Source organism: Citrobacter braakii, from assembly GCF_002075345.1.
Classification (GTDB): Bacteria; Pseudomonadota; Gammaproteobacteria; order Enterobacterales; family Enterobacteriaceae; genus Citrobacter; species Citrobacter braakii.
Map to the genome: position 1 here is coordinate 59,564 of NZ_NAEW01000018.1, position 26,650 is coordinate 86,213.

24 protein-coding genes are annotated in these 26,650 nt (G+C 53.3%); 19 read left to right on the forward strand and 5 right to left on the reverse strand.

Annotated features, from left to right (window positions below; genetic code table 11):
• Window positions 1–44 precede the first annotated feature (44 nt).
• Window positions 45–944 (forward strand): carboxylate/amino acid/amine transporter, encoded by a 900-nt coding sequence (locus BZK42_RS23395; RefSeq protein WP_016157852.1) that lies wholly within the window; start codon window positions 45–47, stop codon window positions 942–944.
• Here the strand turns inward: BZK42_RS23395 and metR are convergent.
• Window positions 832–1,785: an HTH-type transcriptional regulator MetR gene (gene metR / locus BZK42_RS23400; RefSeq protein ID WP_080860402.1), complete on the reverse strand. Its 954-nt coding sequence runs from the start codon at window positions 1,783–1,785 to the stop codon at window positions 832–834. The two genes, BZK42_RS23395 and metR, sit on opposite strands and share 113 nt — an antisense overlap.
• A gap of 234 nt (window positions 1,786–2,019) precedes the next feature.
• Here metR and metE point away from each other — a divergent pair, with 234 nt between their 5' ends.
• Window positions 2,020–4,281 carry a 5-methyltetrahydropteroyltriglutamate--homocysteine S-methyltransferase gene (gene metE, locus BZK42_RS23410; protein WP_080860404.1) on the forward strand — a complete coding sequence of 754 codons (2,262 nt, stop codon included), beginning with the start codon at window positions 2,020–2,022 and terminating at the stop codon, window positions 4,279–4,281.
• A 102-nt stretch (window positions 4,282–4,383) separates the two neighbouring features.
• Here metE and BZK42_RS23415 read toward each other — a convergent pair whose 3' ends face one another.
• Window positions 4,384–5,190: a dienelactone hydrolase family protein gene (locus BZK42_RS23415; RefSeq protein WP_016155137.1), complete on the reverse strand. Its 807-nt coding sequence runs from the start codon at window positions 5,188–5,190 to the stop codon at window positions 4,384–4,386.
• 265 nt (window positions 5,191–5,455) lie between these two features.
• Between BZK42_RS23415 and udp the strand changes: the two genes are divergently transcribed.
• The 9 genes from udp (at window position 5,456) to tatD (ending at window position 13,397) form a co-directional block, all read left to right on the forward strand.
• Complete coding sequence (udp, locus tag BZK42_RS23420) at window positions 5,456–6,217, forward strand: uridine phosphorylase (protein WP_006686084.1); 762 nt, start codon at window positions 5,456–5,458, stop codon at window positions 6,215–6,217.
• A gap of 140 nt (window positions 6,218–6,357) precedes the next feature.
• Entirely contained in the window at window positions 6,358–7,788 is a 1,431-nt protein-coding gene (rmuC, locus tag BZK42_RS23425) for a DNA recombination protein RmuC (protein ID WP_019078423.1), read from the forward strand.
• Window positions 7,789–7,882: 94 nt separating this feature from the next.
• Window positions 7,883–8,638: a bifunctional demethylmenaquinone methyltransferase/2-methoxy-6-polyprenyl-1,4-benzoquinol methylase UbiE gene (gene ubiE / locus BZK42_RS23430; RefSeq protein ID WP_003017897.1), complete on the forward strand. Its 756-nt coding sequence runs from the start codon at window positions 7,883–7,885 to the stop codon at window positions 8,636–8,638.
• Window positions 8,639–8,651: 13 nt separating this feature from the next.
• A complete protein-coding gene (ubiJ, locus tag BZK42_RS23435) occupies window positions 8,652–9,257 on the forward strand; it encodes a ubiquinone biosynthesis protein UbiJ (protein WP_080860406.1) in 606 nt (201 codons plus the stop codon).
• Complete coding sequence (gene ubiB, locus BZK42_RS23440) at window positions 9,254–10,894, forward strand: ubiquinone biosynthesis regulatory protein kinase UbiB (protein ID WP_016155140.1); 1,641 nt, start codon at window positions 9,254–9,256, stop codon at window positions 10,892–10,894. Before ubiJ ends, ubiB begins: the two co-directional genes overlap by 4 nt.
• A 78-nt stretch (window positions 10,895–10,972) precedes the next feature.
• The gene (gene tatA, locus BZK42_RS23445; RefSeq protein WP_003017888.1) at window positions 10,973–11,227 is read left to right on the forward strand and encodes a Sec-independent protein translocase subunit TatA; all 255 of its coding nucleotides are present in this window, start codon (window positions 10,973–10,975) and stop codon (window positions 11,225–11,227) included.
• 3 nt (window positions 11,228–11,230) lie between these two features.
• Window positions 11,231–11,779 (forward strand): Sec-independent protein translocase protein TatB, encoded by a 549-nt coding sequence (tatB, locus tag BZK42_RS23450; protein ID WP_080860409.1) that lies wholly within the window; start codon window positions 11,231–11,233, stop codon window positions 11,777–11,779.
• A 2-nt stretch (window positions 11,780–11,781) separates the two neighbouring features.
• The gene (gene tatC, locus BZK42_RS23455; protein ID WP_016155142.1) at window positions 11,782–12,573 is read left to right on the forward strand and encodes a Sec-independent protein translocase subunit TatC; all 792 of its coding nucleotides are present in this window, start codon (window positions 11,782–11,784) and stop codon (window positions 12,571–12,573) included.
• Window positions 12,574–12,614: 41 nt separating this feature from the next.
• Window positions 12,615–13,397 carry a 3'-5' ssDNA/RNA exonuclease TatD gene (gene tatD / locus BZK42_RS23460; protein ID WP_047358741.1) on the forward strand — a complete coding sequence of 261 codons (783 nt, stop codon included), beginning with the start codon at window positions 12,615–12,617 and terminating at the stop codon, window positions 13,395–13,397.
• 5 nt (window positions 13,398–13,402) lie between these two features.
• On the opposite strand, the gene rfaH is transcribed toward tatD, so the two are convergent.
• Window positions 13,403–13,891 carry a transcription/translation regulatory transformer protein RfaH gene (gene rfaH / locus BZK42_RS23465; RefSeq protein WP_047358740.1) on the reverse strand — a complete coding sequence of 163 codons (489 nt, stop codon included), beginning with the start codon at window positions 13,889–13,891 and terminating at the stop codon, window positions 13,403–13,405.
• Window positions 13,892–14,095: 204 nt separating this feature from the next.
• On the opposite strand from rfaH, the gene ubiD reads away from it, so the two are divergent.
• From ubiD to BZK42_RS23485, 4 genes are all read left to right on the forward strand, one after another.
• Window positions 14,096–15,589 (forward strand): 4-hydroxy-3-polyprenylbenzoate decarboxylase, encoded by a 1,494-nt coding sequence (gene ubiD, locus BZK42_RS23470; RefSeq protein ID WP_016155145.1) that lies wholly within the window; start codon window positions 14,096–14,098, stop codon window positions 15,587–15,589.
• Between the two features lie 40 nt (window positions 15,590–15,629).
• Entirely contained in the window at window positions 15,630–16,331 is a 702-nt protein-coding gene (gene fre / locus BZK42_RS23475) for an NAD(P)H-flavin reductase (RefSeq protein ID WP_003828903.1), read from the forward strand.
• A gap of 233 nt (window positions 16,332–16,564) precedes the next feature.
• Entirely contained in the window at window positions 16,565–17,479 is a 915-nt protein-coding gene (locus BZK42_RS23480) for an ROK family protein (protein ID WP_080860410.1), read from the forward strand.
• 7 nt (window positions 17,480–17,486) lie between these two features.
• Window positions 17,487–18,467 (forward strand): LacI family DNA-binding transcriptional regulator, encoded by a 981-nt coding sequence (locus BZK42_RS23485; protein ID WP_016155147.1) that lies wholly within the window; start codon window positions 17,487–17,489, stop codon window positions 18,465–18,467.
• Between the two features lie 213 nt (window positions 18,468–18,680).
• On the opposite strand, the gene fadA is transcribed toward BZK42_RS23485, so the two are convergent.
• On the reverse strand, window positions 18,681–19,844 hold the full coding sequence (gene fadA / locus BZK42_RS23490; protein ID WP_016155148.1) for an acetyl-CoA C-acyltransferase FadA: 1,164 nt from the start codon (window positions 19,842–19,844) through the stop codon (window positions 18,681–18,683).
• Between the two features lie 9 nt (window positions 19,845–19,853).
• Window positions 19,854–22,043, reverse strand: a complete 2,190-nt coding sequence (gene fadB, locus BZK42_RS23495; protein ID WP_080860412.1) for a fatty acid oxidation complex subunit alpha FadB — start codon at window positions 22,041–22,043, stop codon at window positions 19,854–19,856.
• A 189-nt stretch (window positions 22,044–22,232) separates the two neighbouring features.
• Between fadB and pepQ the strand changes: the two genes are divergently transcribed.
• The 4 genes from pepQ to hemG are packed head-to-tail and all read left to right on the forward strand — an operon-like array spanning window position 22,233 to window position 26,225.
• A complete protein-coding gene (gene pepQ, locus BZK42_RS23500; protein ID WP_016155150.1) occupies window positions 22,233–23,564 on the forward strand; it encodes a Xaa-Pro dipeptidase in 1,332 nt (443 codons plus the stop codon).
• Complete coding sequence (locus tag BZK42_RS23505) at window positions 23,564–24,178, forward strand: IMPACT family protein (RefSeq protein WP_047358737.1); 615 nt, start codon at window positions 23,564–23,566, stop codon at window positions 24,176–24,178. The genes pepQ and BZK42_RS23505 overlap by 1 nt, the downstream gene beginning before the upstream one ends.
• A 38-nt stretch (window positions 24,179–24,216) precedes the next feature.
• Window positions 24,217–25,668, forward strand: coding sequence for a Trk system potassium transporter TrkH (trkH, locus tag BZK42_RS23510; protein WP_003017848.1), 1,452 nt, complete (start codon window positions 24,217–24,219; stop codon window positions 25,666–25,668).
• An 11-nt stretch (window positions 25,669–25,679) separates the two neighbouring features.
• Window positions 25,680–26,225, forward strand: coding sequence for a menaquinone-dependent protoporphyrinogen IX dehydrogenase (hemG, locus tag BZK42_RS23515; RefSeq protein WP_016155152.1), 546 nt, complete (start codon window positions 25,680–25,682; stop codon window positions 26,223–26,225).
• The last annotated feature ends 425 nt before the right edge of the window (window positions 26,226–26,650 follow it).

Consider the following 26,650-nt stretch of genomic DNA (forward strand, 5'->3'; position numbering starts at 1 on the left):
AACTTCGCTACAATGGGCGTACCTTTTGTTAAGAGACATCCATTGTGGCGTTACTCATCATTACCACAATTCTGTGGGCCTTTTCCTTTAGCCTGTTTGGCGAGTACCTTGCCGGTCATGTCGATAGCTATTTTGCGGTGCTGGTGCGCGTTGGGCTGGCGGCGCTGGTGTTCCTGCCGTTTTTACGTACCCGTGGGCATAGCGTAAAAACCATCGCGCTGTATATGCTGGTGGGCGCCATGCAGCTTGGCATTATGTATATGCTGAGTTTTCACGCCTATCTGTACCTGACGGTTTCAGAACTGCTGCTCTTTACCGTGCTGACGCCGCTCTACATTACGCTGATTTATGACCTGATGAGCGGACGTCGTCTGCGCTGGAGCTACGCCTTCAGTGCGTTGCTGGCGGTGATTGGTGCGGGGATCATTCGTTACGATCAGGTGACCAGCCACTTCTGGACCGGCCTGCTGCTGGTGCAGTTGTCCAATATCAGCTTTGCCATTGGCATGGTGGGCTACAAGCGTCTGATGGAAACGCGGCCAATGCCGCAGCACAACGCCTTTGCCTGGTTTTACATGGGGGCCTTTATGGTGGCGGTCGTGGCCTGGTTCATGCTGGGAAATGCGCAGAAAATGCCTGCAACCACGCTACAGTGGGGAATTCTGGTCTTTCTTGGCGTGGCAGCGTCCGGCATTGGTTACTTTATGTGGAACTACGGCGCGACCCAGGTGGATGCGGGGACGCTGGGCATCATGAACAATATGCATGTGCCGGCCGGGCTGCTGGTTAACCTGGCTATCTGGCATCAACAGCCTCACTGGCCAAGCTTCATCATTGGTGCGGCTGTGATAGTGGCTTCACTGTGGGTACATCGAAAGTGGGTCGTTCCGCACTCCGTACAAACGGCAGGTGATCGCAGGCGTGATTCCGCGCTGAGCGAATAAACGCTTCCGTGACCGGCTGTCGCTGCTCGCCATCGCGCACGGCGGCGTACAGCCGGCTCCACAATCCATCACCCAGGGTTTTGGTCACCACCAGGCCCTGGCGTTCAAAACTCTCCACCACCCAGTGTGGTAAAGCTGCAATACCCATTCTGGCTGCAACCATCTGAATCAGCAGCAGGGTGTTATCCACGCTCTTCAGCGACGGACTAACGCCCGCAGGCTGCAAGAAATGCCGCCAGACATCCAGTCGACTCCGTTGCACCGGGTAAATAAGCAGCGTCTCACTGGCTAAATCCTCCGGCGTGATCTGCGTCTTGCTGGCCAGCGGATGGTCCGGCGCCAGTACCAGGCGGACTTCAAAATCGAACATCGGCGAGTAGTGCAGTCCGCTACGCGGCAGAATGTCGGATGTCAGCACCAGATCCAGCTCATCCTGCTGTAGCGCTGGTTGCGGATCGAACGTCACGCCGGATTTAAAGTCCATCTCCACCTGCGGCCAGTTGGCACGAAAATTCTCCAGCGCGGGCGTCAGCCATTGAATACAGCTATGGCATTCAATTGCGATCCGCAGCCGGGATTGCTGCGGTTCGTTGCAGGCCTGCAGCGCACGACCAATTTGCGGCAACACCTGATTTGCTAACTGCAGCAAAATTTCGCCTTGCGGCGTAAAGCGCAGAGGCTGGCTTTTACGGATAAAAAGTCGAAAGCCAAGGCGCTGTTCCAGATCGCTGAACTGGTGAGAGAGGGCGGATTGGGTCTGATGCAACGTCGCCGCTGCGGCCGCCAGCGAACCACTATTCCGCAACGCCTGGAGCGTTTTCAGGTGTTTAATCTCGATCATGAAAGTCCTTCACTTCGGCATGAACAAATTGCGCTTGAGGAATATACAGTAACTGTCAATTATGGATGTGTAAACATCTGGATGGCTAAAATCCTTCGTCTTTTAAATTTATGGTGCGTTGGCTGCGTTTTTCCACCCCGGTCACTTACTTCAGTAAGCTCCTGGGATGAATAAACTTGCCACCTTCCCTAAATTAAAAATCAATAGGATTTACATATAATTAGAGGAAGAAAAATGACAATACTTAATCACACCCTCGGTTTCCCTCGCGTTGGCCTGCGTCGCGAGCTGAAAAAAGCGCAAGAAAGCTACTGGGCGGGAAATTCTTCCCGTGAAGATTTGCTAACCGTTGGCCGCGAGCTGCGTGCCCGTCACTGGGATCAGCAGAAGCAGGCGGGCGTTGACCTGCTGCCGGTGGGTGATTTTGCCTGGTACGATCACGTGCTGACCACCAGCCTGCTGCTCGGCAACGTTCCGGCTCGTCATCAAAATAAAGACGGCTCGGTCGATATCGATACCTTATTCCGCATTGGCCGTGGCCGCGCACCAACCGGGGAGCCCGCGGCGGCGGCAGAAATGACCAAATGGTTTAACACCAACTATCACTACATGGTGCCAGAGTTCACCAAAGGTCAGCAGTTCAAACTGACCTGGACCCAACTGTTGGATGAAGTGGATGAAGCGTTGGCGCTCGGTCACAAGGTGAAACCTGTGCTGCTGGGACCGGTAACTTACCTGTGGCTGGGGAAAGTGAAGGGCGAACAGTTTGACCGCCTGAGCCTGTTGAACGATATTCTGCCGGTTTACCAGCAGGTGCTGGCTGAGCTGGCGAAACGCGGTATTGAGTGGGTGCAGATTGATGAACCGGCTCTGGTGCTGGAGCTGCCTCAGGTTTGGCTGAACGCCTTCAAACCGGCGTATGACGCGCTGACGGGTCAGGTGAAGCTGCTGCTGACCACCTACTTCGAAGGCGTAACGCCAAACCTGGATACCATTACCGCGCTGCCGGTGCAGGGGCTGCACGTTGACTTCGTGCACGGTAAAGATGATGTGGCCGAGCTGCACAAACGTCTGCCTGCCGACTGGTTGCTGTCAGCGGGGCTGGTGAACGGTCGCAACGTCTGGCGTGCCGATCTCAGCGAAAAATACGCGCAAATTAAAGATATCGTCGGGAAACGTGACCTGTGGGTAGCTTCTTCCTGCTCCTTGCTGCACAGCCCAATCGATCTCAGCGTGGAAACCCGCCTTGATGCAGAAGTGAAGAGCTGGTTTGCCTTCGCCCTACAAAAATGTGGCGAGCTGGCGCTGCTGCGTGATGCGTTGAACAGCGGTGATACGGCGGCAATTGTGGCGTGGAGCGCACCGATCCAGGCTCGTCGTCACTCTACCCGCGTACACAACACCGCAGTGGAAAAACGTCTGGCGGCGATCACCGCCCAGGACAGCCAACGTACCAACGCTTACCCGGTACGCGCCGAAGCGCAGCGTGCCCGCTTTAATCTGCCGGCATGGCCGACCACCACTATCGGCTCATTCCCGCAAACCACGGAAATTCGCGGCCTGCGTCTGGACTTCAAAAAGGGCAATCTGGATGCCGGTAACTACCGCACCGGTATCGCGGAACATATCAAACAGGCGATCGTTGAACAGGAACGTCTGGGGCTCGACGTGCTGGTGCACGGTGAAGCCGAACGTAACGACATGGTGGAATATTTTGGCGAGCACCTGGACGGATTCGTCTTTACCCAGAATGGTTGGGTGCAGAGCTACGGCTCTCGCTGCGTGAAGCCGCCGGTGGTTATTGGCGATGTCAGCCGCCCGGAAGCGATTACCGTGGAGTGGGCGAAGTATGCCCAGTCGCTGACCGACAAACCGGTAAAAGGCATGTTGACCGGTCCGGTGACCATTCTCTGCTGGTCATTCCCGCGTGAAGACGTGACGCGTGAAACCATCGCTAAGCAGATTGCGCTGGCGCTGCGTGATGAGGTAGCGGATCTGGAAGCGGCGGGTATTGGCATCATCCAGATTGACGAACCGGCACTGCGCGAAGGTCTGCCACTGCGCCGCAGCGACTGGGCGGCGTATCTGGAGTGGGGCGTGGAAGCCTTCCGCATTAACGCGGCGGTGGCGAAGGATGAAACCCAGATCCACACCCACATGTGTTACTGCGAGTTCAACGACATCATGGACTCCATTGCGGCGCTGGACGCGGACGTGATCACCATTGAGACTTCACGCTCTGATATGGAGCTGCTGGAATCGTTTGAAGAGTTCGACTATCCGAACGAAATCGGGCCGGGCGTATACGATATTCACTCGCCGAACGTCCCGAGCGTGGAGTGGATTGAAGCCCTGCTGAAGAAAGCCGAGCAGCGTATTCCGGCCGAGCGTCTGTGGGTCAACCCGGACTGCGGCCTGAAAACGCGCGGTTGGCCGGAAACCCGCGCCGCGCTGGCGAACATGGTCAAAGCTGCGCAGAACCTGCGTCAGGCGTAATTCAGAGCCGGTGGCCGGGAAGCGCAAGCGCTTACCCGGCTTACAGGAAATAGCAAGAGTTGTAGGCCCGGTAAGGTGTAGTCGCTGCCGGGCAATTAACGTTTATTTCTTCCCGCCGTATTGTGTGAACCACTCCAGCATTCTCAGCCAGCCATCTTTTGCGGACTCTTCGTGATAGCTCGGACGATAATCGGCGTTAAATGCATGTCCGGCATCGGGATAGACCACGATTTCCGCTTTTGCATTGGCGGCGCGTAGCGCCTGACGCATTGTTTCAACGGTATCTTGCGGAATACTGGTGTCCTGGCCGCCATAAAGTCCCAGAACGGGGGCGTTAAGATCGGTCGCGATATCAACAGGATGTTTCGGCGAGTTGAGAGTTTTATCGCCCACCAGTTTGCCATACCACGCTACCGCCGCTTTTAACTGCGGATTATGAGCTGCATACAGCCAGGTGATGCGTCCACCCCAGCAAAATCCGGTGATCATCAACTGGTGGGCATCTCCTCCGTTACGAGAAGCCCAACTGGCGACATGATCCAGATCGGCCAATACCTGAGAGTCAGGCACTTTGGCGACAAGGCTGCTGAGCAACGTAGGGATATCGGCAAAGTCATTGGGATCGCCTTCACGAAAATAGAGCTCTGGTGCGATAGCCAGATACCCTTCCAGAGCCAGACGGCGGCAAACGTCACGAATGTGTTCATGAATGCCAAAAATCTCCTGCACGACAATGACCACAGGCAGCGGGCCATCGGACTGTTTTGGTCGTGCGTGATACGCTGGCATATCATCGCCTTGTGAAGGTATGGACGTTACACCGGCGATAATGGCGTTATCCGGAGTGTGAACCGTGGTAGACGTCGGTGGAGATACAGCAGGTGCAAAGCCAGATTGTCGTGTTGTCATGGTATTCTCCGTACCCTTAAATATTCAGCCAAAAAGCGCATTGTTAACTATAGACACATGCAACGAACCACATTGCCTTAAACGGTCTATCTTTTGTGCAGGGCTTCCTTACATCGCATCATTTATGTGATTCAAGTCACTATTTTATGGTAATGGAATGCAATTGATTTACATCATAGTGATGACTGTCACGAAAATATGTTCATGCCTTCGGTAAAGTGTGTTTTTGCTTCTTCTGACAAAACCGATTCACAGAGGAGTTTTTATGTCTAAGTCTGATGTTTTTCATCTCGGCCTCACTAAGAACGATTTACAAGGGGCTCAGCTCGCTATCGTCCCTGGCGACCCGGAGCGTGTGGAAAAGATCGCCGCGCTGATGGATAAGCCGGTTAAGCTGGCATCTCATCGCGAGTTCACTACCTGGCGTGCTGAGCTGGATGGTAAAGCCGTGATCGTTTGCTCTACCGGTATCGGCGGTCCGTCAACCTCTATTGCCGTAGAAGAACTGGCACAGCTGGGCATTCGTACCTTCCTGCGTATCGGTACGACTGGCGCCATCCAGCCACATATCAATGTAGGTGATGTACTGGTCACCACAGCATCTGTCCGTCTGGACGGTGCAAGCCTGCACTTCGCGCCAATGGAATTCCCGGCCGTCGCGGACTTCGAGTGCACCACCGCGCTGGTGGAAGCGGCGAAATCTATCGGCGCCACCACCCACGTAGGCGTTACCGCGTCTTCTGATACCTTCTATCCGGGCCAGGAGCGTTATGACACCTTCTCTGGTCGCGTAGTGAGCCGTTTCAAAGGCTCAATGGAAGAGTGGCAGTCTATGGGCGTCATGAACTACGAAATGGAATCTGCTACGCTGCTCACCATGTGCGCAAGCCAGGGTCTGCGTGCCGGTATGGTCGCGGGTGTTATCGTGAACCGTACTCAGCAAGAGATCCCTAATGCGGAAACGATGAAACAAACAGAAAGCCACGCGGTGAAAATCGTGGTGGAAGCTGCGCGTCGTTTACTGTAATTCTCCCGTCTATTCAAAAAGGCCGGCGTGTTCGGCCTTTTTATTTTGCGTAGTGCCTCGCAGGAAATCCCTTTTAAACTGGACGTTTATACAGCACAATTCTATTTTATGCGGGTAAGTCGTTGCTGTAAGGGGGCGTTGTGGATATTTCAATTATGATGAGTGCCGTGCTGGCGTTAGCCGCAGGGCTGCTGGTGGGGTGGCTGGCAACAAAAGCGCACGCCGATCGGATCCGTGCCGACCTCATCGAAGAACGACGCGAACTGGATATTGCGCTAAGCGCCGCCCGCCAGCAGCTCTCACAGGAAGCCCACTGGCGCGATGAGTGCGAATTACTCAATAACGAATTGCGCAGCCTGCACAGCATCAACACCTCTCTGGAAGCCGATCTTCGAGAAGTCACTACCCGACTGGAAGCGACGCAGCAGCATGCGGAAGATAAAATCCGCCAGATGATCAACAGCGAACAGCGTCTGAGCGAACAGTTTGAAAATCTGGCGAACCGTATTTTCGAGCACAGCAACCGTCGTGTAGACGAGCAAAATCGCCAAAGCCTGAACAGCCTGCTTACACCGCTTCGCGAACAACTGGACGGTTTTCGACGCCAGGTTCAGGATAGCTTTGGTAAAGAGGCGCAAGAACGCCATACTCTGGCGCACGAAATTCGTAATCTGCAGCAACTGAACGCGCAGATGGCGCAGGAAGCGGTAAACCTGACGCGGGCATTAAAAGGCGATAACAAAACGCAGGGCAACTGGGGCGAGGTCGTACTCACGCGGGTGCTTGAGGCTTCCGGTCTGCGCGAAGGCTATGAATACGAAACCCAGGTCAGCATTGAGAACGACGCCCGTTCGCGGATGCAGCCAGATGTCATCGTCCGGTTACCGCAGGGCAAAGATGTGGTGATCGACGCGAAAATGACGCTGGTCGCCTATGAACGCTATTTTAATGCTGAAGATGAATACACCCGCGAGAGCGCGTTGCAGGAGCACATCGCCTCGGTACGAAACCATATCCGTCTGCTGGGGCGCAAAGACTATCAGCAACTTCCTGGGCTACGCACACTTGACTATGTGCTGATGTTTATCCCCGTTGAGCCTGCTTTTTTACTGGCGCTCGATAGACAGCCTGAACTGATTACCGAAGCCCTTAAAAATAACATTATGCTGGTTAGCCCTACCACGTTGTTGGTGGCATTGCGCACGATTGCCAACTTGTGGCGCTACGAGCATCAGAGTCGTAATGCGCAACAGATTGCCGATCGGGCCAGCAAACTTTATGACAAGATGCGGTTGTTTGTGGATGATATGTCGGCAATTGGCCAAAGCCTGGATAAAGCCCAGGATAACTACCGACAGGCGATGAAAAAACTCTCTTCAGGTCGTGGAAACGTCCTGTCACAGGCAGAAGCATTTCGCAGTTTAGGCGTGGAAATTAAGCGCGAGATTAATCCTGAACTGGCTGAACAAGCCACTACGCAGGATGAAGAGTACCGCTTGCGCTCGGTCCCTGAAACGCAGCAGGATGAACCTTACCCTGATGATGAAGCGGTAAACCAGCAATCAAACTAGTCCGTTTGGGGTAGTTGAACCGGGCAGAAGGGTAGGGCAAATTGGCCCAATCTGTTACACTTCTTGAACATTTTTTGGATGAGCAGGCACTGAGATGGTGGATAATTCACAAGAAACGACGCACTTTGGCTTTCAGACCGTCGCTAAAGAGCAGAAAGCTGACATGGTGGCCCACGTTTTTCATTCTGTGGCGTCTAAATATGACGTTATGAATGACTTAATGTCATTTGGCATTCATCGTTTGTGGAAGCGCTTCACCATTGACTGCAGTGGCGTGCGTCGCGGGCAAACCGTTCTCGATTTGGCGGGCGGTACGGGCGATCTGACGGCGAAATTCTCTCGCATGGTAGGCGAAACTGGCAAAGTTGTGCTGGCGGATATCAACGACTCAATGCTCAAAATGGGTCGCGAAAAGCTGCGTAATATCGGCGTCGTGGGTAACGTTGAGTACGTTCAGGCGAATGCGGAAGCATTACCTTTCCCAGACAACACGTTTGACTGCATCACCATCTCTTTCGGTCTGCGCAACGTAACGGATAAAGACAAAGCATTACGATCTATGTATCGCGTGTTGAAGCCGGGCGGACGTCTACTGGTGCTGGAGTTCTCCAAGCCGATTATCGAACCGCTGAGTAAAGCCTACGACGCATACTCTTTCCACGTTTTGCCGCGCATTGGTTCTATGGTGGCAAGCGATGCAGACAGTTATCGCTATTTGGCGGAGTCCATCCGCATGCATCCCGATCAGGACACCTTAAAAGCAATGATGCAAGATGCCGGGTTCGAAAGCGTTGATTACTACAACCTGACGGCAGGTGTCGTTGCGCTGCATCGTGGTTACAAGTTCTGACAGGAGATTGGGGATGCCTTTAAAACCCTTAGTGACCGCCGGCGTTGAAAATTTGCTTAACACCTTTCTGTATCGTTCTCCTGCGCTCAAGTCAGCCAGAACGCGTTTACAGAGCAAAGTGCTGCGTGTTGAGCTCAAAGGATTTTCAACACCGTTAGTGCTGGTGTTTAGTGAGCGCCAGGTCGATGTGCTGGGGGCATGGGAAGGCGAAGCCGATTGCACCGTAATCACACATGCCAGCGTGTTACCGAAATTACGCGACCGGCAGCAACTCACCACGCTTATCCGCAGTGGTGAGCTGGAGGTTCAGGGCGATATCCAGGTGGTACAGAACTTTGTCGCGTTGGCCGATCTGGCGGAGTTTGATCCCGCAGAACTGTTAGCACCTTATACCGGCGATATCGTCGCGGAAGGGGTCAGCAAAGTTTTGCGTGGTGGAGCGAAGTTCCTGTGCCACAACATTCAACGCCAGCAGCGCTATGTTGCCGAAGCGATCACCGAAGAGTGGCGTATGGCTCCAGGTCCGCTTGAGGTTGCATGGTTTGCAGAAGAAACGGCAGCCGTTGAGCGTGCGGTCGAATCTCTGGCCAAACGGCTGGAAAAACTGGAGGCCAAATGACGCCAGGTGAAGTACGGCGCCTTTATTTCATCATTCGCACTTTTTTAAGCTACGGTCTTGATGAACTCATCCCCAAAATGCGTATCACGCTGCCACTCCGGCTGTGGCGTTACACGCTGTTCTGGATGCCCAACCGACATAAAGACAAACCGCTGGGAGAACGGCTGAGACTGGCTTTACAGGAGCTCGGCCCGGTGTGGATTAAGTTCGGGCAAATGCTCTCTACCCGCCGTGATCTTTTCCCGCCACACATCGCCGATCAGCTAGCGCTATTGCAGGATCGGGTAGCCCCATTCGATGGGCAAAGAGCGAAAGAACAAATCGAAGAGGCGATGGGTGGTCTGCCCGTCGAGGAATGGTTTGATGATTTTGAGATCACACCGCTGGCATCCGCGTCTATTGCTCAGGTTCACACCGCGCGACTGAAATCGAATGGGAAAGAGGTGGTGATCAAAGTTATCCGCCCGGACATACTGCCGGTAATTAAAGCGGATTTAAAACTGATCTACCGCCTTGCTCGCTGGGTACCTCGCCTGATGCCAGACGGCCGCCGCCTGCGACCAACAGAAGTGGTCCGTGAATATGAAAAAACGTTGATTGATGAGCTGAATCTGCTGCGCGAGTCGGCGAACGCGATTCAGCTGCGACGTAATTTTGAAGACAGCCCAATGCTGTACATCCCGGAAGTGTACTCTGACTATTGCAGTCAGAACATGATGGTGATGGAGCGCATTTACGGTATTCCCGTTTCAGATGTCACCTCGCTTGAGAAGAACGGCACCAATATGAAGCTGCTGGCTGAACGCGGTGTTCAGGTCTTCTTTACTCAGGTATTCCGCGACAGCTTTTTCCATGCGGATATGCACCCTGGGAACATTTTCGTGAGTTATGAGCATCCTGAAAACCCGAAATACATTGGTATTGATTGTGGGATTGTGGGTTCTTTAAACAAAGAAGATAAGCGTTATCTGGCTGAAAACTTCATCGCGTTCTTTAACCGCGACTACCGCAAAGTTGCTGAACTGCATGTGGATTCTGGCTGGGTTCCGCCGGATACCAACGTAGAAGAGTTTGAATTCGCCATTCGTACCGTGTGCGAGCCGATTTTCGAAAAACCGCTGGCGGAGATTTCCTTTGGTCATGTGCTGTTAAATCTGTTCAACACAGCGCGCCGATTCAATATGGAAGTTCAGCCTCAACTGGTATTGCTACAGAAGACGCTGCTGTACGTTGAAGGTGTCGGACGTCAGCTCTACCCGCAGTTAGATTTGTGGAAAACGGCCAAGCCTTTCCTCGAATCCTGGATCAAAGATCAGGTCGGTATTCCGGCGCTTGTTAGGGCATTTAAAGAAAAAGCACCGTTCTGGGTCGAAAAAATGCCAGAAATACCTGAACTGGTGTATGACAGTTTGCGCCAGGGCAAATATTTACAGCACAGTGTTGATAAGATTGCCCGCGAGCTTCACGCGAATCATGTACGTCAGGGACAATCCCGTTATTTATTGGGCATTGGTGCAACATTGTTGCTCAGTGGAACATTCCTGCTGGTAAGCCGTCCTGAGTGGGGGCTTATGCCGGGCTGGTTAATGGCCGGCGGCGTCTTAGCCTGGTTGATCGGCTGGCGCAAAATGCGCTGAATTTTTCATCGCCCTAGGCAGGTCGTGTAACGTATACTACGGCCTTATTAATTCATCATCTATGACAGAGGAACATGTATGGGTGGTATCAGTATTTGGCAGTTGTTGATCATTGCCGTCATCGTTGTACTGCTATTTGGCACCAAGAAACTCGGCTCCATCGGTTCCGATCTTGGCGCGTCGATTAAAGGCTTCAAAAAAGCAATGGGTGATGATGAGCCAAAGCAAGATAAAACCAGCCAGGACGCTGATTTTACTGCTAAATCCATTACCGATAAGCAGGGCGAAGTGAAAAAAGAAGACGCCAAAAGCCAAGATAAAGAGCAGGTATAATCCGTGTTTGATATCGGTTTTAGCGAACTGTTATTGGTGTTCGTGATTGGCCTCATCGTCCTGGGGCCGCAACGATTACCTGTAGCGGTAAAAACGGTTGCTGGCTGGGTTCGTGCTTTGCGTTCCCTGGCAACTACTGTTCAGAATGAACTGACCCAGGAGCTTAAGCTTCAGGAGTTTCAGGACAGCCTGAAGAAAGTAGAGAAAGCGAGCCTGACAAATCTGACCCCGGAGTTGAAAGCCTCAATGGATGAGCTGCGTGAAGCGGCAGAGTCGATGAAGCGTTCTTACAGTGTGCACGATCCTGAGAAAGAGAGCGATGAAGCGCACACTATCCATAATCCGGTGGTGAAAGAAACTGAAGCGCAGCGAGAAGGGGTCACCCCTGCTGCCGCTGAAAACCAGGCCAGTTCGCCGGAGCAAAAACCGGAATCCACGGGTGCTAAAACGCCAGAGCCAACGGAAAACACTTCCGCTACGTTAATGGATGCAGAAAAGAAAGCTGTCGCACCTGTTGCCGAATCCTCCCCCTCGTCGAGTGATAAACCGTAAACATGGCTGTAGAAGATACCCAACCGCTCATCACGCATCTTATTGAGCTGCGTAAGCGACTCCTGAACTGCATCATTGCGGTAATCGTGATCTTTCTGGCGTTGGTTTACTTTGCCAACGACATTTACCATATGGTCGCGGCACCGTTGATTAAACAGATGCCGCAGGGTGCAACAATGATCGCCACCGATGTGGCTTCGCCGTTCTTTACCCCAATCAAGTTGACCTTCATGGTATCGCTGATCCTGTCAGCGCCAGTGATCCTCTACCAGGTGTGGGCATTTATTGCGCCAGCGTTGTATAAACATGAACGCCGTCTGGTTGTTCCGCTGCTGGTCTCCAGTTCGTTGTTGTTCTACATCGGCATGGCATTCGCCTATTTTGTTGTCTTCCCGTTAGCGTTTGGTTTTCTGGCCAACACGGCTCCGCAAGGCGTGCAGGTATCAACGGACATTGCCAGCTATCTCAGCTTTGTAATGGCGCTATTTATGGCTTTCGGTGTCTCTTTTGAGGTGCCTGTCGCCATCGTGCTGCTATGCTGGATGGGCATTACGACGCCAGATGATTTACGTAAAAAACGTCCTTATGTTGTGGTGGGTGCTTTTGTCGTCGGGATGCTACTGACTCCGCCAGATGTCTTCTCGCAAACGTTGTTGGCGATACCGATGTACTGCCTGTTCGAGGTGGGTGTTTTCTTCTCTCGTTTCTATGTCGGTAAGCGACGTACGAGAGATGAGGACAACGAGGCTGAAGAAGCAAAAGAAGCCGAAGCCACCGAGAAAACTGAAGAATAAATTCAACCGCCCGTCAGGGCGGTTGTCATATGGGAGGAAGCATGTTTGATATTGGCGTTAATTTAACCAGTTCACAATTTGCGAAAGACCGGGATGAGGTCGTGGCGCGCGCCTTTGCTGCGGGCGTAAACGGTATGCTTCTGACCGGAACAAGCCTTCACGAAAGCCAGCAGGCGTTAAAGCTGGCGCAGCATTATCCGCATTGCTGGTCCACGGCTGGCGTGCACCCGCATGACAGCAGCCAATGGCAATCCTCAACGGAAGACGAGATTATCACGCTGGCAAACCAGTCGAAGGTAGTCGCTATTGGTGAGTGCGGCCTGGATTTCAATCGCAATTTCTCCACGCCGCAGGAACAGGAACGTGCTTTTGAAGCGCAACTGCGCATTGCTGCTGAACTGCAGATGCCGATTTTCATGCATTGTCGGGATGCGCATGAGCGTTTTCTGACGTTGCTGGAGCCGTGGCTGGACAGCCTCCCAGGCGCGGTGCTGCACTGTTTCACCGGTTCGCGCCAGGAGATGCAGGACTGCGTGGACCGAGGGCTTTATATCGGTATCACCGGGTGGGTCTGTGATGAACGCCGGGGGATGGAACTGCGGGAGCTGCTGCCGTTTATTCCGGTGGAAAGACTGCTGATAGAAACCGATGCACCTTACCTGCTCCCTCGCGACTTAACGCCTAAACCGACGTCACGTCGCAATGAACCGGCGCACCTGCCGCATATTCTTGAGCGAATTGCTCACTGGCGTGGGGAAGACCCTCAATGGCTGTCAGCAACCATTGATGCCAACGTCAGAACGCTGTTCGAAGTGACCTTCTAAACGACTTATATTTTTCGAAAACCGGTATTTTTCACGCTCTGCTTAATCTCTTTATTCAAGAGGTTAAGTAGCAGCATGGAACGCGCTTCGCCATCCGGTTCGGTGAAGATCGCTTTCAGCCCCTCAAACGCCCCTTCAGTAATAATCACGCTATCCCCTGGCTGAGGGGTTTGCGGGTCAACAATACCTTCAGGCTTGTAGATAGAAAGCTGGTGAATTACGGGGGATGGGACGGTCGCAGGCGTCGCTCCAAAACGAACGAAATGGCTGACACCACGCGTGGCGTTGATCGTGGTGGTGTGGATCACTTCCGGGTCGAACTCGACAAACATGTAATTAGGGAATAGTGGTTCACTGACTGTGGTACGTTTACCGCGCACCATTTTTTCCAGGGTGATCATAGGCGTCAGGCAGTTCACCGCCTGTCTTTCCAGGTGTTCCTGGGCTCGCTGAAGTTGCCCACGTTTGCAGTACAGTAAATACCAGGATTGCATAATAACTCTTATTCGCTTGTTCTGAGCGCTAGCATAGCAAAAGCCATGAGTTAAGTTAATTATACCCACCTCAAAGCAGGCTGAAACCCAACGGATATATACTCCCAGGGCTTATATGTATTGCCAGAGTTCACGCTAATTTAACAAAAATACAGCATCACAATGATGAACGCCGTATAATGAAGCGCTTACGAAGAGGCCACAATGGACGCCATGAAATATCACGATTTACGCGACTTCCTGACGCTGCTTGAACAGCAGGGCGAGCTCAAACGCATTTCGCTTGAGGTGGATCCCCACCTGGAAATTACTGAAATTGCCGATCGCACTCTGCGTGCTGGCGGGCCTGCGTTACTGTTTGAGAATCCTAAAGGCTATTCCATGCCGGTGCTGTGTAACCTGTTTGGCACACCGAAGCGTGTTGCGATGGGGATGGGGCAGGAAGATGTCTCGGCACTACGGGAAGTCGGTAAACTGTTGGCGTTTTTGAAAGAGCCGGAGCCACCGAAAGGATTCCGCGATCTGTTTGATAAGCTGCCGCAGTTTAAGCAGGTGCTGAACATGCCGACTAAGCGGTTGCGCGGTGCGCCTTGTCAGCAAAAAATCTACTCCGGTGATGACGTCGATTTAAACCGTATTCCGATTATGACCTGTTGGCCGGAAGATGCCGCACCGCTGATTACCTGGGGGCTAACCGTAACGCGTGGTCCGCATAAAGAGCGGCAGAATCTGGGCATTTATCGCCAGCAGCTGATTGGCAAAAACAAGCTTATTATGCGCTGGCTGTCCCACCGCGGCGGCGCGCTCGATTACCAGGAGTGGTGTGCGGCGCATCCTGGAGAACGCTTCCCGGTTTCGGTGGCGTTGGGGGCAGATCCTGCGACCATTCTGGGGGCCGTGACGCCCGTCCCTGATACATTATCCGAGTACGCATTTGCCGGGCTGTTACGTGGCACCAAAACCGAAGTGGTCAAATGTATTTCCAACGATCTGGAAGTGCCCGCCAGTGCTGAAATCGTGCTGGAAGGGTATATCGAACCGGGTGAGCTGGCCCCGGAAGGACCGTATGGCGATCATACCGGCTACTACAACGAAGTAGATAGCTTTCCGGTCTTTACCGTCACGCACATTACCCAGCGTGAAGAGGCGATTTATCACTCTACTTATACCGGACGTCCGCCTGATGAGCCCGCGGTGCTTGGCGTGGCGCTGAACGAAGTTTTCGTTCCTATTCTGCAAAAGCAGTTCCCGGAAATCGTCGATTTTTACCTGCCTCCGGAAGGCTGTTCATATCGTCTGGCCGTGGTGACGATGAAAAAACAGTACGCTGGTCATGCCAAACGCGTCATGATGGGTGTTTGGTCGTTTTTGCGCCAGTTTATGTACACCAAATTTGTTATTGTCTGCGATGATGATGTCAATGCACGCGACTGGAATGATGTGATTTGGGCAATTACTACCCGTATGGACCCGGCTCGGGATACGGTACTGGTAGAGAATACGCCAATTGATTACCTGGACTTTGCCTCGCCGGTTTCCGGCCTGGGTTCAAAAATGGGGCTGGATGCCACAAATAAATGGCCGGGCGAAACCCAACGCGAATGGGGACGCCCGATTAAAAAAGATCCTGAAGTAACTGCGCGTATTGACGCAATTTGGGATGAACTGGCCATCTTTAATGACGGCAAAAGCGCCTGAGGCGCGATCGTTTTGCCTATTGATCCGACAGAGAGAGCGCATGACAACCTTAAGCTGTAAAGTGACCTCGGTAGAAGCTATCACTGATACCGTATATCGCGTTCGTTTAGTGCCAGACGCGGCGTTTTCCTTTCGTGCTGGCCAGTATTTAATGGTCGTGATGGACGAAAGGGATAAGCGTCCGTTCTCCATGGCATCCACGCCGGACGAGCAAGGATTCATTGAGCTGCACGTTGGCGCCTCTGAGCTAAATCTTTATGCCATGGCTGTGATGGACCGCATTCTGAAAGACCGGGAAATCAAGGTCGACATTCCGCATGGCGAAGCCTGGCTGCGTGATGAAGACGAGCGCCCGCTGATCCTGATTGCCGGTGGTACAGGGTTCTCTTACGTGCGTTCCATTCTACTTACTGCGCTGGCGCGTAATCCAAACCGCGATATCACCATTTACTGGGGTGGGCGCGAAGAGAAGCATCTCTACGATCTCTCCGAACTGGAAGCGTTGTCTGTTAATCACCCGAATCTGCGCGTTGAGCCAGTGGTGGAACAGCCAGAAGACGGCTGGCGTGGTCGTACGGGAACCGTGTTAACGGCGGTATTGCAGGATTACGGTACCCTGGCGGAGCACGATATCTACATTGCCGGTCGTTTTGAAATGGCCAAAATCGCGCGCGATCTGTTCTGTAATGAACGCAGTGCGCGTGAAGATCGCCTGTTTGGCGACGCTTTCGCGTTCATTTAAGCGCTGTGCGCCGGAGCCCTTCCGGCGCATCCATCAATCATCTGTCTTCCAACTAGCAGGGCGCAGGCCCGGCGTCATTGCCTCTCTTTCTCATCATAATTATTTTTTAGTAAACATAATATGTCCGTCACTCAAACATAAATTGAGTTTTTGTGACAGCTCTCCATGTGTTTAGTAAACAAAATAGGCAAGCTAAACCGCATCGCATTGTGAGATGTAAATGAGGAAAAACCATGAGGCTCGGACTGGATATCGGCGGGACTAAAATCGAAGCGGTGGTGATTGATAACGCGGGTGAAATTGTTTACCGCGAACGATGTGCGACACCAAAGCACCGTTACAGTGATTTTTTCCAGGCCGTGACGGAGATGATAGCCAGGGCTATGCAGGCCATTAATCAGCCTTTATCGGTTGGCGTCGGGGTGCCAGGTGCGGTGGATAGCGAAGGTTTGATTAAGAATTCCAACATTCTGGTGCTGAATCAGCAGGCCTTTGCGCAAGATCTCGAGCGTGCATTAGGAATGCCAGTGCCCGTTACCAATGATGCCAACTGCTTTACCCTGTCAGAAGCGATGGACGGTAGTGGGCGTGGGCATAGCGTGGTATTTGGTGTGATCCTCGGTACCGGATGCGGCGGTGGTCTGTGCATCGAGAACCGGTTGATCTCCGGCCCTAACGCCTGTGCCGGAGAGTGGGGGCATAATGCCTTGCCGCGCTACCACGGATCTCGGGACGGGGCTGAAGTGACATGCTATTGCGGACAGTTGAACTGTATTGAGAGCTTTATTTCCGGTAGTGGCCTGGAGCGTCAGTATATGAATCACACCGCGCAACATATGGGGGTGCCACAAATTATGCAACGGGTAGCATCGGGTGATGCAGACGCCTGTTTGTTGTGGGAACGCTATTGCGATCAACTGGCTCGCGCGCTGGCGAGTGTGGTGAATATGCTCGATCCCGATGTTATCGTGCTGGGGGGCGGGGTATCCAATATCGATTTACTGTACTCAGGTTTACAGGCGCGAGTGGCGCAGTACGTGTTTGGTAAACAGTGCCGCACACCGATCGTTCAGGCCCGCCACGGCGACAGCAGCGGCGTACGCGGCGCAGCCTGGCTGGGGGCACAACAAGCCACAGTAAATCCATGAGACTGAAATGACGAAACCTGTACGTATCAGAGACATTGCCGACGCTTGTGGCGTCTCGGTTGGCGCTGTTTCCCGCGCGCTAAAAGGGCAACCGGGGCTGCGGGAAGAGACCCGACAGCGCATTATTTCAGTGGCGCAGCAACAGGGTTATGATTTTTCTCGCCTGCGCGCAGACAAAATCAAACGTGTCCTGTTTTTACTGCATCGCCAGCACAATATCAGCCGGGCTTTACCGTTTTACTCTCAACTGCTGCTGGGGATAGAAGATCTGTGTCGCGAAAAGGGGGTTGCGCTGAGCTTTCTCTCTATAGGTCCAGGCGATGCAGTGAGTGAGCAGGTGATGCTGCACCAGCCTGATGCGCTGATCTGCGCGGGATTTTTTGAACCTGAGTTGCTTGGGCTGCTACAACAGATGAAATTGCCGCTGGTGCTGGTGGATCTCTGGGCGCCAGGACTGCCTTGCGTGAATCCTGACAATACTCTGGGCGGCTATCTGGCCACGCAACATCTGATTGCACAAGGCCGCAGCCGCATTGCTTTTCTTGCCAGTACGCTCGCACACTACAGCATCCGTCAGCGTGAAAAGGGCTACCGTCAGGCATTGTATGAAGCCCGTTTGCTAATGCCGCCAGAGTACGATGTCGTTGCGCCGCCGCTGCTGGATACCGAGCAATCTCTGGTGGATGCGGTTAATGAGCTACTCAGACTGCCAGAGCCGCCCGATGCCATTTTTGCCTATAACGACGCGGCAGCGATGGTTGTTCAGCAGGTGTGTGCGCAGCAGGGTATACGTATCCCGGAAGATCTTGCGCTGGTGGGGTTTGATGATATCGATGCTGCGGCCTGGTCACATCCGCCGCTGACTACCATTGCGGTTGATAAAAAACAGCTGGGGCGTGAAGCGCTGCGTTTACTGCTGGAAGAAAATCAGGAAGAGAATCTGCTGCTGCCGGTGCAGTTAGTGGTGCGTGGTAGTTCAGGGAAATAAAAAACCCGCCCCTGACAGGCGGGAAGAACGGCAACTAAACTTTCTCTCTTCGCCATTGGCACCATAACTGTGTTGGCTTCGCTCATTCACCCGAATCACTTACTATACGTAAGCTCATCGGGATTCATTCGCTTGCCGCCTTGTTCTGGCACCAATGGCTTTGAGATAACATTTCGTAGGCCGGGCAAGCGAAGCGCCCCCGGCATGCTTTGATTAAACTCGCTCAAATACCGTTGCGATACCCTGACCTAACCCGATACACATCGTCGCCAGACCAAACTGCACGTCTTTGCGTTCCATCAGGTTGAGCAGGGTGGTGCTGATACGCGCCCCAGAACAGCCCAGCGGGTGACCCAAGGCGATCGCCCCGCCGTTGAGGTTGATCTTCTCATCGATCTGCTCCATCAGCCCCAGATCTTTAATACACGGCAGGATCTGAGCGGCAAAGGCTTCGTTCATCTCAAACAAGCCGATGTCGCTGGTGGAGAGTCCCGCTTTTTTCAGCGCCAGCTTTGAGGCCGGAACCGGGCCGTAACCCATGATTGACGGATCGCAGCCGACAACAGCCATCGAACGAATACGGGCACGCGGCGTCAGACCCAACTGACGGGCGCGGCTTTCGCTCATTACCAGCATCGCCGCTGCGCCGTCGGAGAGCGCAGAGGAGGTACCGGCAGTCACCGTTCCGTTCACCGGATCGAACGCCGGGCGCAGGGTGGAGAGCGCTTCAACGGTCGTTTCCGGACGGATAACCTCATCGTAGTTAAACTGCTTCAGCACGCCGTCGGCATCATGACCGCCGGTCGGGATGATTTCGTTTTTAAAAGCGCCAGACTGTGTTGCAGCCCAGGCGCGAGCGTGTGAACGTGCGGCGAAAGCGTCCTGCATTTCACGGCTGATGCCGTGCATGCGGGAGAGCATTTCCGCGGTCAGGCCCATCATCCCTGCGGCTTTCGCCACGTTGCGGCTCATACCCGGGTGGAAATCAACGCCGTGGCTCATTGGCACATGGCCCATATGCTCAACGCCGCCAATCAGGCACGCCTGAGCATCACCAGTCATGATCATGCGTGCCGCATCGTGCAGCGCCTGCATGGACGAACCGCACAGGCGATTGACCGTGACGGCCGGAACGGAGTGCGGAACTTCCGCTAGCAGCGCGGCATTACGGGCGATATTGAAACCCTGCTCCAGCGTTTGTTGCACACAGCCCCAGTAAATGTCATCAAGCGCGGTTGGCTCCAGCGCCGGATTACGCGCCAGCAGGCTACGCATTAAATGTGCAGAGAGATCTTCTGCCCGCACGTTCCGAAACGCGCCCCCTTTCGAACGGCCCATCGGGGTACGGATCGCATCAACAATTACAACCTGTTCCATTGTGACTCCTTAAGCCGTTTTCAGGCTGCCAACCGGGCGGGCTGGCTCAACCTGGGGATAATACGGTTCGTTATGGCGCGCTTTATCACGCAGACCGGCCGGAACTTCATACAGCGGACCAAGGTGCTGATACTGCTGAGCCATATCGAGATACTTCGCGCTGCCGAGCGTATCCAGCCAGCGGAACGCACCGCCGTGGAACGGAGGGAAGCCCAGACCGTATACCAGCGCCATATCGGCTTCTGCCGGGCTGGCGATAATGCCTTCTTCCAGGCAACGCACTACTTCGTTGACCATAGGGATCATCATGCGGGCGATAATCTCTTCATCGCTGAAGTCGCGTTTCGGCTGGCTGACCTCTGCCAGCAGAGCGTCAACGGTGGCATCTTCTTCTTTCTTCGGCTTGCCCTTGTTGTCTTCTTTATAACGCCAGAATCCGAGACCGTTTTTCTGCCCGAAACGGTTAGCATCAAACAGGGCGTCTATCGCATCGCGATAATCTTTCTGCATACGCTGAGGGAAGCCTGCGGACATCACCGCCTGCGCGTGGTGCGCGGTATCAATACCTACCACGTCCAGCAGATAAGCCGGGCCCATCGGCCAACCAAACTGTTTTTCCATCACTTTGTCGACTTTGCGGAAATCCGCCCCGTCGCGCAGCAACTGACTGAAACCGGCAAAATAGGGGAACAGCACGCGGTTAACGAAGAAACCAGGGCAGTCATTAACCACAATCGGCGTTTTGCCCATCTGGCTTGCCCAGGCGACAACCTTAGCGATGGTTTCATCCGAGCTTTTCTCGCCGCGAATGATCTCAACCAGCGGCATACGGTGCACCGGGTTAAAGAAGTGCATCCCACAGAAGTTTTCTGGACGCTTAAGCGCGCTGGCCAGTTCGTTGATTGGGATGGTGGAAGTATTCGAAGCCAGTACGGTGTCCGGGCGAACCTGATCTTCGGTTTCCGCCAGTACCGCTTTTTTCACTTTTGGGTTTTCTACGACCGCTTCAACTACCACGTCCACGCGTTCGAAACCGCTATAGTCGAGGGTGGGATGAATGGTGGAAATAACGCCCGCCATTTTCAGACCGTCAATTTTGCCGCGCTCAAGCTGTTTGTTCAGTAGCTTGGCCGCTTCGGTCATGCCCAGCGTTAATGATTTGTCGTTGATATCTTTCATGATAACCGGCACGCCTTTCCAGGCCGACTGGTAAGCGATGCCGCCGCCCATAATGCCTGCGCCCAGCACTGCCGCTTGCTTTGGCGCTTCAACATTTTTGGTGAGCTTTTTGGCTTTGGCTTTCACGAATTGATCGTTAAGGAAAATTCCAACCAGTGCGCGGGCTTCATTGGTGTGCGCCAGTGGAACAAAGCTTTTATTTTCCAGATTCAGCGCTTCTTCACGACCAAAACGGGCCGCTGCTTCAATGGTTTTTACCGCGGTAATCGGTGCGGGATAATGCTTACCTGCCGTCTGCGCCACCATACCTTTGGCGATGGTAAAGCTCATTGCCGCTTCAATTTTACTGAGTTTCAACGGCTCCAGCTTCGGCTGACGTTTGGCTTTCCAGTCGAGGTCGCCGTTAATCGCCTGACGTAATACCGCGATCGCGCCATCAAGCAGTTTGTCTTGCTTCACTACGCCATCGACCAGACCGATTTTTAGCGCCTGCTCAGCACCCACATCTTTACCCGCAGCAATAATTTCCAGCGCGCTGTCCGCACCCAGCATACGTGGCATACGCACGGAGCCGCCAAAGCCTGGCATAATGCCCAGCTTGGTTTCTGGCAGGCCGATGCGCAGGTCCGGCGTAGCCAGACGATAATCGGTCGCCAGGACACACTCGCAGCCACCGCCCAGCGCATAGCCGTTAACCGCTGAGAGAGTCGGAACAGGCAGATCTTCCAGGCGATTAAACACGCTGTTGGCAAAATGCAGCCACTGGCTCAGTTGCTCTTCAGGCACGAGGAACAGTGAAAGGAATTCGGTGATGTCGGCACCAACAATAAAGGCTGCTTTGTTAGAACGCAGCAGCAGCCCTTTTAAATTCGGTTGTTTTTCCAGCACGTCAAGCGCATGGCCCAGGCTGGCAACGGTGGCCGTGTCGAGTTTATTGACTGAGCCTGGGGCATCGAACACCAGTTCGGCGATGCCATCTTCCAGCCAGTCGAGGTACAGGGTGTCGCCTTTGTAAAGCATGTCAGTCTCCTGAATCCGCAAGGTGATCTGGTCATACCAGATGAATCGAAGTGTGTGTTTTATGTTAATAAAATGCAAATGAATGATTAAAGAAATGACGATTTGATCACGCTCGGCAGAAATCACGCACTCACAAAACGATGTGCTAAGATGCGGACACTTGAGGTCAAAAAAACAGAAGGATAGAAAATGGAATCACTGGCCGCACTCTATAAAAATCATATCGTTACCCTACAAGAACGGACGCGCGACGCGCTGGAGCGCTTCAAGCTGGATGCATTACTTATTCACTCAGGAGAACTTGTTAACGTCTTTCTCGACGATCATCCCTACCCGTTTAAGGTCAATCCGCAATTCAAAGCCTGGGTGCCTGTAACGCAGGTTCCTAACTGCTGGTTGCTGGTGGATGGCGTGAATAAGCCGAAATTGTGGTTCTACCTGCCGGTCGATTACTGGCACAACGTTGAGCCGCTGCCGACCTCTTTCTGGACGGAAGAAATTGAGATCATCGCGCTGCCAAAAGCTGATGGTATCGGTAGCCAACTGCCTGCTGCTCGCGGCAATATCGGTTACATCGGTCCGGTTCCGGAACGCGCGCTGCAGCTGGACATCGCGGCCAGCAATATCAACCCGAAAGGGGTTATCGACTACCTACATTATTATCGTGCTTACAAAACAGATTACGAACTGGCCTGTATGCGCGAAGCACAGAAAATGGCGGTGAATGGACACCGTGCCGCGGAAGAAGCGTTCCGTTCCGGGATGAGCGAGTTTGACATCAACCTCGCTTACCTGACTGCTACCGGTCATCGCGACACCGACGTGCCGTACAGCAACATCGTGGCGCTTAACGAGCATGCTTCGGTTCTGCATTATACCAGGCTGGATCATCAGGCTCCGTCTGAAATCCGCAGTTTCCTGCTGGACGCCGGTGCGGAATACAACGGCTATGCAGCAGACCTGACGCGTACGTGGTCGGCGAAAAGCGACAACGACTATGCGCATCTGGTGAAGGATGTGAATGACGAGCAACTGGCGCTGATTGCCACTATGAAAGCGGGCACCAGCTACGTGGATTATCACATTCAGTTCCATCAGCGCATCGCGAAGCTGCTGCGTAAGCATCAAATCATCACCGATATGAGTGAAGAGGCGATGGTGGAAAACGATCTTACCGGGCCGTTTATGCCGCATGGTATTGGTCACCCGCTGGGCCTGCAGGTACACGATGTCGCTGGCTTTATGCAAGATGACAGCGGTACGCATCTGGCCGCGCCGTCGAAGTATCCTTACCTGCGTTGCACCCGCGTGCTGCAACCGGGCATGGTCCTGACCATCGAACCGGGCATCTACTTCATTGAATCGCTGTTGGCGCCGTGGCGTGAAGGGCAGTTCAGCAAACACTTCAACTGGCAGAAAATTGAAGCCCTGAAACCGTTCGGCGGTATTCGTATTGAAGATAACGTGGTGGTCCACGAGAACAATATCGAAAACATGACAAGGGATTTAAAACTGGCGTAATGGACAGTTGGTTAATCCCTGCGGCGCCGGTAAGCGTCGTTGAAGAGATCAAAAAAAGCCGCTTCATTACGCTGCTCGCCCATACGGACGGCGTAGACGCGGCGAAAGCGTTTGTTGAGTCAGTCAAAATGGAACACCCGGACGCCCGCCACCATTGTGTGGCGTGGGTGGCGGGCGCGCCCAATGACTCGCAGCAGCTGGGATTTTCAGACGATGGCGAACCGGCAGGTACGGCAGGCAAACCGATGCTCGCGCAGCTGATGGGGAGTGGCATCGGTGAGATTACCGCGGTGGTGGTGCGCTACTACGGCGGTATCCTTCTGGGTACGGGTGGGCTAGTGAAAGCCTACGGTGGCGGCGTGAATCAGGCGTTGCGTCAGTTAACGACGCAGCGCAAGACGCCATTAACCGAATATACTTTGCAGTGTGAGTACGGTCAGCTGGCAGGCATTGAAGCTTTGCTGGGGCAGTTTGACGGTAAAGTTGTTGCCAGTGATTACCAGGCTTTTGTTCGGCTCAGGGTGGCGCTTCCTTATGCCAAAGTGGATGAATTTTCGGCAAAACTGGCGGATTTTAGTCGTGGTTCATTGCAATTGTTAGCGATTGAAGAATAATCCCCACCTCATTTTAAAGAACTAAGGAAGCGGCAGAGATGCATTTTCGCGCCATCACCCGAATCGTTGGACTACTGGTCATCTTATTCTCGGGGACAATGATTATCCCCGGACTGGTAGCGCTCATCTACCGCGATGGGGCAGGGCGTGCGTTTACCCAAACTTTCTTCGTTGCTCTGGCGATCGGTTCCATGCTGTGGTGGCCAAACCGTAAAGAGAAGGGCGAGCTGAAATCGCGCGAAGGGTTTCTGATTGTCGTTTTGTTCTGGACCGTGCTGGGTAGCGTGGGTGCGCTACCGTTCATCTTTGCGGAAAGCCCTAACCTCACGATAACCGACGCTTTTTTTGAATCCTTCTCCGGATTAACCACCACGGGGGCTACAACGCTGGTGGGGCTGGATTCATTGCCACACGCTATCCTCTTTTATCGACAGATGCTGCAATGGTTCGGCGGGATGGGGATCATCGTGCTGGCGGTGGCTATTCTGCCTATTCTTGGCGTCGGTGGGATGCAGCTCTACCGGGCAGAAATGCCGGGCCCGCTGAAAGATAACAAAATGCGTCCGCGTATTGCCGAAACGGCGAAAACGCTGTGGCTTATCTATGTATTACTGACGGTGGCGTGTGCGCTGGCGCTATGGTTTGCCGGGATGCCCGCGTTTGACGCTATTGGGCACAGCTTTGCTACGATAGCCATCGGCGGCTTTTCCACACACGATGCCAGCGTGGGGTATTTCGACAGTCCCACGATTAACACCATTATTGCTATCTTCTTGCTGATCTCCGGTTGTAACTATGGTCTGCACTTCTCTTTACTCAGCGGTCGCAGCCTGAAGGTCTACTGGCGCGATCCAGAATTCCGCATGTTCATTGGGGTGCAGCTTACGCTGGTGGCTGTCTGTACGCTGGTGCTGTGGATACACAATACCTACGGTTCGGCACTCACGACCATCAACCAGGCTTTTTTTCAGGTGGTATCGATGGCGACGACCGCCGGATTTACTACGGACAGTATTGCCCGCTGGCCGCTGTTCCTGCCGGTGCTGTTGCTATGTTCTGCTTTTATTGGCGGCTGTGCCGGTTCGACGGGCGGTGGCTTGAAGGTGATTCGTATCCTGTTGCTGTTTAAGCAGGGTAACCGCGAATTGAAACGACTGGTCCACCCGAATGCGGTTTACAGTATCAAGCTGGGTAACCGTGCTTTGCCGGAGCGAATCCTTGAAGCTGTGTGGGGATTCTTCTCTGCCTATGCGCTGGTCTTTATTATCAGTATGCTGGCGATTATTGCGACCGGTGTTGATGACTTCTCCGCGTTTGCCTCTGTTGTGGCGACGCTGAATAACCTGGGGCCAGGGCTGGGGGTTGTCGCCGACAACTTTGCCAGTATGAACCCCGTGGCGAAGTGGATCCTGATTGCCAATATGCTGTTTGGTCGTCTGGAGGTCTTTACCCTGCTGGTACTCTTTACCCCTACTTTCTGGCGTGAATAATGGAGTAACACGTGAAAACACTGATTCTTTTTTCTTCCCGGGACGGACAAACGCGTGAAATCGCCGAGTATCTGGCTTCTGAACTCAAAGAGCTGGGTGTTTGGGCGGATGTCGTTAATTTGCATCGTACCGCGGAGCCTGACTGGCAAAATTATGACAGCGTGGTGATTGGCGCCTCGATTCGCTATGGTCATTACCATGCAGCTTTTCAGGAGTTTGTGAAAAAGCATGCCACGCGGCTGAACGCGATGCCGAGTGCCTTCTACTCCGTAAACCTGGTTGCCCGTAAACCGGAGAAACGCACGCCGCAAACTAACAGCTATGCGCGTAAGTTCCTGATGAGTTCGCCGTGGCGGCCTGATCGCAGTGCGGTTATTGCTGGCGCTTTGCTGTATCCACGCTATCGCTGGTATGACCGCGTAATGATCCAACTGATAATGAAGATGTCAGGCGGTGAAACAGATACCAATAAAGAAGTGGTGTATACCGATTGGGAACAGGTCGCGGATTTCGCGCGGGAAATCGCCCAATTAACCCACAAAACGTTGTCAAAATAAGCACAAAGAATAAAAAATACGCACTCGGAAAATTATTTTAAATTTCCCCTTGTCAGCCTGAAATAACTCCCTATAATGCGCCTCCACTGACACGGAACAACGGATTACAAACCGCCGGGTCAGCGGGGTTCCACTGAGGATCTCGCAGAGAAAAGCAAAAATAAATGCTTGACTCTGAATGAGGAAAACGTAATATACGGGACCTCGCGACAGAGCGCTAAAGCGCGTCGCAACTGCTCTTTAACAATTTATCAGACAATCTGTGTGGGCACTCGAAGATACGGATTCTTAACGTCGCAAGACGAAAAATGAATACCAAGTCTCTGAGTGAACACGTAATTCATTACGAAGTTTAATTCACGAGCATCAAACTTAAATTGAAGAGTTTGATCATGGCTCAGATTGAACGCTGGCGGCAGGCCTAA

Excerpts from the sequence above, each read along its gene's own strand:
- ubiD (WP_016155145.1), top strand. The coding sequence starts at position 14,096 with ATGGACGCCATGAAATATCACGATTTACGCGACTTCCTGACGCTGCTT.
- metR (WP_080860402.1), bottom strand. The coding sequence starts at position 1,785 with ATGATCGAGATTAAACACCTGAAAACGCTCCAGGCGTTGCGGAATAGT.
- tatD (WP_047358741.1), top strand. The coding sequence starts at position 12,615 with ATGTTTGATATTGGCGTTAATTTAACCAGTTCACAATTTGCGAAAGAC.
- BZK42_RS23485 (WP_016155147.1), top strand. The coding sequence starts at position 17,487 with ATGACGAAACCTGTACGTATCAGAGACATTGCCGACGCTTGTGGCGTC.
- ubiB (WP_016155140.1), top strand. The coding sequence starts at position 9,254 with ATGACGCCAGGTGAAGTACGGCGCCTTTATTTCATCATTCGCACTTTT.
- tatC (WP_016155142.1), top strand. The coding sequence starts at position 11,782 with ATGGCTGTAGAAGATACCCAACCGCTCATCACGCATCTTATTGAGCTG.
- ubiE (WP_003017897.1), top strand. The coding sequence starts at position 7,883 with ATGGTGGATAATTCACAAGAAACGACGCACTTTGGCTTTCAGACCGTC.
- fadA (WP_016155148.1), bottom strand. The coding sequence starts at position 19,844 with ATGGAACAGGTTGTAATTGTTGATGCGATCCGTACCCCGATGGGCCGT.
- BZK42_RS23415 (WP_016155137.1), bottom strand. The coding sequence starts at position 5,190 with ATGACAACACGACAATCTGGCTTTGCACCTGCTGTATCTCCACCGACG.
- fre (WP_003828903.1), top strand. The coding sequence starts at position 15,630 with ATGACAACCTTAAGCTGTAAAGTGACCTCGGTAGAAGCTATCACTGAT.
- fadB (WP_080860412.1), bottom strand. The coding sequence starts at position 22,043 with ATGCTTTACAAAGGCGACACCCTGTACCTCGACTGGCTGGAAGATGGC.
- tatA (WP_003017888.1), top strand. The coding sequence starts at position 10,973 with ATGGGTGGTATCAGTATTTGGCAGTTGTTGATCATTGCCGTCATCGTT.
- udp (WP_006686084.1), top strand. The coding sequence starts at position 5,456 with ATGTCTAAGTCTGATGTTTTTCATCTCGGCCTCACTAAGAACGATTTA.
- BZK42_RS23505 (WP_047358737.1), top strand. The coding sequence starts at position 23,564 with ATGGACAGTTGGTTAATCCCTGCGGCGCCGGTAAGCGTCGTTGAAGAG.
- pepQ (WP_016155150.1), top strand. The coding sequence starts at position 22,233 with ATGGAATCACTGGCCGCACTCTATAAAAATCATATCGTTACCCTACAA.
- BZK42_RS23480 (WP_080860410.1), top strand. The coding sequence starts at position 16,565 with ATGAGGCTCGGACTGGATATCGGCGGGACTAAAATCGAAGCGGTGGTG.
- rfaH (WP_047358740.1), bottom strand. The coding sequence starts at position 13,891 with ATGCAATCCTGGTATTTACTGTACTGCAAACGTGGGCAACTTCAGCGA.
- ubiJ (WP_080860406.1), top strand. The coding sequence starts at position 8,652 with ATGCCTTTAAAACCCTTAGTGACCGCCGGCGTTGAAAATTTGCTTAAC.
- trkH (WP_003017848.1), top strand. The coding sequence starts at position 24,217 with ATGCATTTTCGCGCCATCACCCGAATCGTTGGACTACTGGTCATCTTA.
- metE (WP_080860404.1), top strand. The coding sequence starts at position 2,020 with ATGACAATACTTAATCACACCCTCGGTTTCCCTCGCGTTGGCCTGCGT.